Origin of the sequence: Pantoea sp. C2G6 (assembly GCF_051336815.1) — a bacterium.
In the GTDB taxonomy this organism is placed as follows: domain Bacteria; phylum Pseudomonadota; class Gammaproteobacteria; order Enterobacterales; family Enterobacteriaceae; genus Pantoea.
Genome location: NZ_JBGMNJ010000030.1, coordinates 1 through 4813, shown reverse-complemented (window position 1 = coordinate 4813; position 4813 = coordinate 1). Strand labels below are relative to the sequence as shown.

At 50.7% G+C, this 4813-nt stretch carries 4 protein-coding genes and 4 tRNA genes; 1 reads left to right on the top strand and 7 read right to left on the bottom strand.

Translation table 11 applies throughout. The features are described from left to right. From ACCW71_RS20485 to ACCW71_RS20465, 5 genes are all read right to left on the bottom strand, one after another. A partial coding sequence (locus ACCW71_RS20485) for a GTP-binding protein (RefSeq protein ID WP_244319844.1) occupies window positions 1–311 on the bottom strand: 311 nt, incomplete at its 3' end. 108 nt (window positions 312–419) lie between these two features. Further along, window positions 420–495 (bottom strand) — tRNA-Thr (locus ACCW71_RS20480). A gap of 5 nt (window positions 496–500) precedes the next feature. Further along, a tRNA-Gly gene (locus ACCW71_RS20475) sits at window positions 501–575 on the bottom strand. Between the two features lie 190 nt (window positions 576–765). Then, a tRNA-Tyr gene (locus ACCW71_RS20470) sits at window positions 766–850 on the bottom strand. 7 nt (window positions 851–857) lie between these two features. Next, a tRNA-Thr gene (locus ACCW71_RS20465) sits at window positions 858–933 on the bottom strand. A 737-nt stretch (window positions 934–1670) separates the two neighbouring features. Here ACCW71_RS20465 and coaA point away from each other — a divergent pair. Next, window positions 1671–2618, top strand: a complete 948-nt coding sequence (gene coaA / locus ACCW71_RS20460; protein ID WP_436374476.1) for a type I pantothenate kinase — start codon at window positions 1671–1673, stop codon at window positions 2616–2618. Between the two features lie 42 nt (window positions 2619–2660). Here the strand turns inward: coaA and birA are convergent, their stop codons facing one another. Both birA and murB read right to left on the bottom strand, forming a co-directional pair. After that, window positions 2661–3620: a bifunctional biotin--[acetyl-CoA-carboxylase] ligase/biotin operon repressor BirA gene (gene birA, locus ACCW71_RS20455; protein ID WP_436374474.1), complete on the bottom strand. Its 960-nt coding sequence runs from the start codon at window positions 3618–3620 to the stop codon at window positions 2661–2663. Next, the gene (gene murB, locus ACCW71_RS20450; RefSeq protein WP_436374473.1) at window positions 3617–4654 is read right to left on the bottom strand and encodes a UDP-N-acetylmuramate dehydrogenase; all 1038 of its coding nucleotides are present in this window, start codon (window positions 4652–4654) and stop codon (window positions 3617–3619) included. The genes birA and murB overlap by 4 nt, the downstream gene beginning before the upstream one ends. Window positions 4655–4813: the final 159 nt, after the last annotated feature.

Genomic DNA, 4813 nt, shown 5'->3' with positions numbered 1-4813 from the left:
AGGATCGCGCCGTCCATCTGCGCAGCACCGGTGATCATGTTTTTAACATAGTCGGCGTGGCCTGGGCAGTCTACGTGAGCGTAGTGACGTGAAGCTGTCTCATACTCAACGTGTGCGGTGTTGATGGTGATACCACGTGCTTTTTCTTCAGGTGTGCTGTCGATCTGATCGAACGCACGTGCCTGGCCGCCGTTGGTTTTAGCCAGAACGGTGGTGATAGCTGCAGTCAGGGTGGTTTTACCGTGGTCAACGTGACCGATGGTGCCCACGTTTACGTGCAGTTTGTTACGTTGAAATTGCTCTTTAGCCATCGCTTGTCCCTCTAAGACACGGATATATCAAAGATATCATCACATTAACCAGGCAATGCCTGACTGCAAGGAAGTTACAGAGAAAATCAGGAGGGAGATTAAAGGAAGTGGTGCTGATACCCAGAGTCGAACTGGGGACCTCACCCTTACCAAGGGTGCGCTCTACCAACTGAGCCATATCAGCACATCTGGAGCGGGCAGCGGGAATCGAACCCGCATCATCAGCTTGGAAGGCTGAGGTAATAGCCATTATACGATGCCCGCATCCTGGAACTCGGCTACCTGTTCTTTCTGTAGCTTGTAAATAACAGAGGATGTTCCCCTATTATTCACAGCCTGTCAGCGAAGCTGACCGACTTTGACTGCGCTAATGCCCAGCCTGAATTCAGGGTGAGATGTGACTCACCTGACAGATAAACAGGTTGTTTATCTGAACTCAACCCTGAGGTTGAGATGGTGGTGGGAGAAGGATTCGAACCTTCGAAGTCTGTGACGGCAGATTTACAGTCTGCTCCCTTTGGCCGCTCGGGAATCCCACCTACTTGATGGTGCCGGCTACCGGAATCGAACTGGTGACCTACTGATTACAAGTCAGTTGCTCTACCAACTGAGCTAAGCCGGCATCAAGTGACGCGCATTCTAGGAAGGTCGGCTTCAGGATGCAACAAAAAAATCGCTAAATTTTCTCTATCGCTTACTATTTGTGCAAATCATCGCAATTTAGCGATTTTATGCAGAATTTTTGTGCGATATGGCCCTGTTTTCAGTTGCTGAGGTGGCGACGCTGAGCAGTCCGAAACGCCCTCCTGCCTTCCTTTTCGCAGATAAATGATCGGACTGGGTCATAATTATTTCTGAATTCTGTACCAGCTGATGCTTTTTTATACCTTGCCCATCCGCTTTTTATATTTTCTGGCGCTCTTCAGTAAACGGGAGGGTGTTGCGTGAAGCATAGTGGCACAGACCGCGTTAAGAATCGGAGGGTCACATCACTGGCTGATACAGGATACCGCTCAGGCCCCCTTAATCGCCGCTAGCATCGTCAGGCGCACCAGAAGCATCAGAGGCTGCAATAACGTTAGCGAGTGGTGATACTGGCTGTGACGGCGCAGACCCGGCCTTCAGGCAGCGGTGTCGGTGTGGCGTAATGTTAAAAGGATTTTACTGTTTTGTGGGTATGCCGACGAAAGCAGGATCACATTTATCTTTTTTCTTCTGTTAAAACCCATACTGGTGATACCCTCCAGCCCATTGTTCTCAATGAAAAACCAGCGATCTGCGATTCAAATCCTCTGTGCTGTCTGGCTTATCAGATACCACTCTGTTGATAACATTGAATTAGCGATCAGATGTATGCTTATGGATAAAACGACACCCCTGACTACGCCCTATCTACAGTTCACCCGTGACCAGTGGGCTGCGTTACGCGATTCCGTTCCTATGACGCTGTCAGAGGAGGAGATTGCGCAGCTGGAGGGAATCAATGAAGACCTCTCGCTGGAAGAGGTGGCGGAGATCTATCTGCCGCTTTCGCGTCTGCTTAATTTTTATATCAGTTCTAATGTGCGCAGGCAGGCGGTGCTGGAGCAATTTCTTGGCACCAACGGGCAGAAAATTCCCTATATCATCAGCATTGCCGGCAGCGTTGCCGTGGGTAAAAGCACCACGGCGCGTGTATTACAGGCGCTACTCAGCCGCTGGCCTGAACATCGTAAAGTTGAGCTGATTACCACAGATGGTTTTCTTCATCCCAACGCCGTATTAAAAGAACGCGGCCTGATGAAGAAAAAAGGCTTTCCGCAATCCTATGATATGCACAGGTTGGTGAAATTTGTCTCCGATCTGAAGTCAGGCGCCAGCCAGGTTACCGCACCGGTTTATTCACATCTGATTTATGATGTCATCCCGGATGGCGATAAGGTAATACAGCAGCCTGACATTCTGATCCTCGAAGGGCTGAACGTCTTACAAAGTGGTATGGATTACCCTCACGATCCACACCATGTATTTGTCTCCGATTTCGTCGACTTTTCTATCTATGTCGATGCAGAAGAAGAGCTTTTACAGAGCTGGTATATCAACCGCTTTCTGAAATTCCGTCAGGGCGCGTTCACCAACCCTGACTCCTATTTCCATCACTACGCCCAGATCCCCGAGGCGGAGGCCATTGAAATAGCTGAGAATTTATGGAAAGAGATTAACTGGCTTAATTTGCAGGAAAATATTCTGCCGACCCGTGAAAGGGCCAGTCTGATCATGACCAAAAGTGGCGATCACGCGGTCGATAAGGTCCGGTTGCGTAAATAGCACCCCTGATAAAAAAGCCTGCATCAATGCAGGCTTTTTTATTCAGACAGGCCGTAAGGATATTTCACCCCCCACCCAGGCTTTTATTTCACCCTCCTGCTCCAGCAGCAGGCCGCCCTGACTGTCAATGCCTCGCGCTATTCCATGGACTTCACGTTCGCCTATGAGCAATTTAACTGGCCGGTTAATGAAATTATCGAGCGCTTCCCAGCGCGCAATAAAGGGCGCTAAGCCCTCCTGTTCAAATAGCGGTAGCGCATCACGCAGCCGATTAATCAGACTGGCGGCCAGCTCATTACGGTTCACGGTGACGCCCGCTTCCTGTAGGTTGATCCAGCCCTGGTTGATCTGTGAAGCATCTGCCGAACGCATCGTCAGATTAATGCCTGCACCCATCACAATCTGCGCAGCATCACCGGTTTTTCCCGTCAGTTCAACCAGGATACCAGCCAGTTTGCGATCGTGAAGATAAATATCATTGGGCCATTTAACACGAACATCATCAGCCCCTAACGAACGCAACGTCTCAGCAATAATGATACCAATCACCAGGCTGAGGCCCATCGCAGCCGCAGGTCCCTGATCCAGACGCCAGTACATAGACATATAGAGATTCGCGCCAAAGGGTGAAAACCATTGACGACCACGGCGACCGCGACCTGCCTGCTGATATTCAGCAATGCAGGCAGCGCCGGACGCAAGCTCATGCATACGTTCCAGCAGATACTGATTGGTGGAATCAATAACCGGGACAACCGAAATATTGCCCTGCTTAAGCTGTGAAAGGATTGTCTGCTCATCCAGCAACTGTATCGGGGCTGGCAGACTGTAGCCTTTCCCGGTCACGGTATAAACATCGAGTCCCCAGCTTTTCAGCGTCTGGATATGCTTGTTGATGGCTGCCCGGCTCATCCCCAGCGTTTCGCCTAGCTGTTCGCCAGAGTGAAACTCACCGTCTGATAGTATATCGATCAGTTTTAACGGTACGTTGTGGTCCTTCATGCGATCACCTCAACAGCGTTGCACTCACCCTGCGCCTGAATAAAGCGGACTTCTGGCTCAAGCCATACATCAAACTTCTCGCCCACCCGGGCCCGCACGGTTTTTGCCAGCGCAACAATATCAGCAGGTGTGGCGTTTTCCGCATTGATGAGCACCAGTGCCTGTTGCTGATGTACCGCTGCCCCACCGATGCGATAGCCCTTAAGCTGACACTGATCGATAAGCCACCCTGCCGCCAGTTTGGTGTCACCATTTGGCAATGGATAGTGCGGCATCGCGGGAAACTGGGCCAACAAGGCGTTGCACTGCTCCTGAGTCACGACCGGGTTTTTAAAAAAGCTGCCGACGTTACCGGTTACTTTCGGATCGGGTAACTTACTCTGACGCATCTGGCATACGGCATGGTAGACGTCCCAGGCATTGGCCGTTACCGGATTTAACGCTTTCAGATCGCCATAGGTTAATACAGGTTTCCACTGTTTAGGCAATATCATGCCGACTGCGACGATGACATAACCTGAGCGGTACTGATGCTTAAAAATGCTGTCACGATAGCCAAACGCGCAGGCTTCACGATCGAGGCGCTCTGTCTCTCCGCTGTGTAAATTAAGCACATCCACATATTCGCAGACGTCTTTTAACTCCACCCCATAAGCGCCAATGTTCTGGATTGGAGCTGAGCCGGTCATACCGGGGATAAGTGCCAGGTTTTCCAGGCCAGTGATCCCTTTTTCCAGCGTGCTTTTCACCAGCTGATGCCAGTTCTCGCCCGCCCCGACATGCAATTTCCAGCACTCATATTCATCCTGAATGTTGATGCCCTTGATGCGGTTTAATACCACTGTGCCGGCAAAATCTTCCAGCAGAAGGATATTACTTCCTTCACCCAGTACCAGAAATGGCGTGTGCGCTCTCTGGCTTGCCTGCCATGCATCCAGAATGGCGGCTGGTGTCTCAGCGACAATGCGTTGTTGAGTATGTACTTCAAGCCCGAGTGTGTTATCGGCTTTTAAGGAAGGATGTTGGCTGGACATTTGGCGGCCTTAACTGAATTATCTGGCCGTAGTTTACCGTATCAGAGAGGGCTTCTCAGGATGTTTTCAGGCTTGCAGGGAGGTTTTTCACGATCGGCAGACGTAAAAAAGCCCCGCACTCGCGTGCGGGGCTTCTTCACTTATACAATGCCTGGCAGT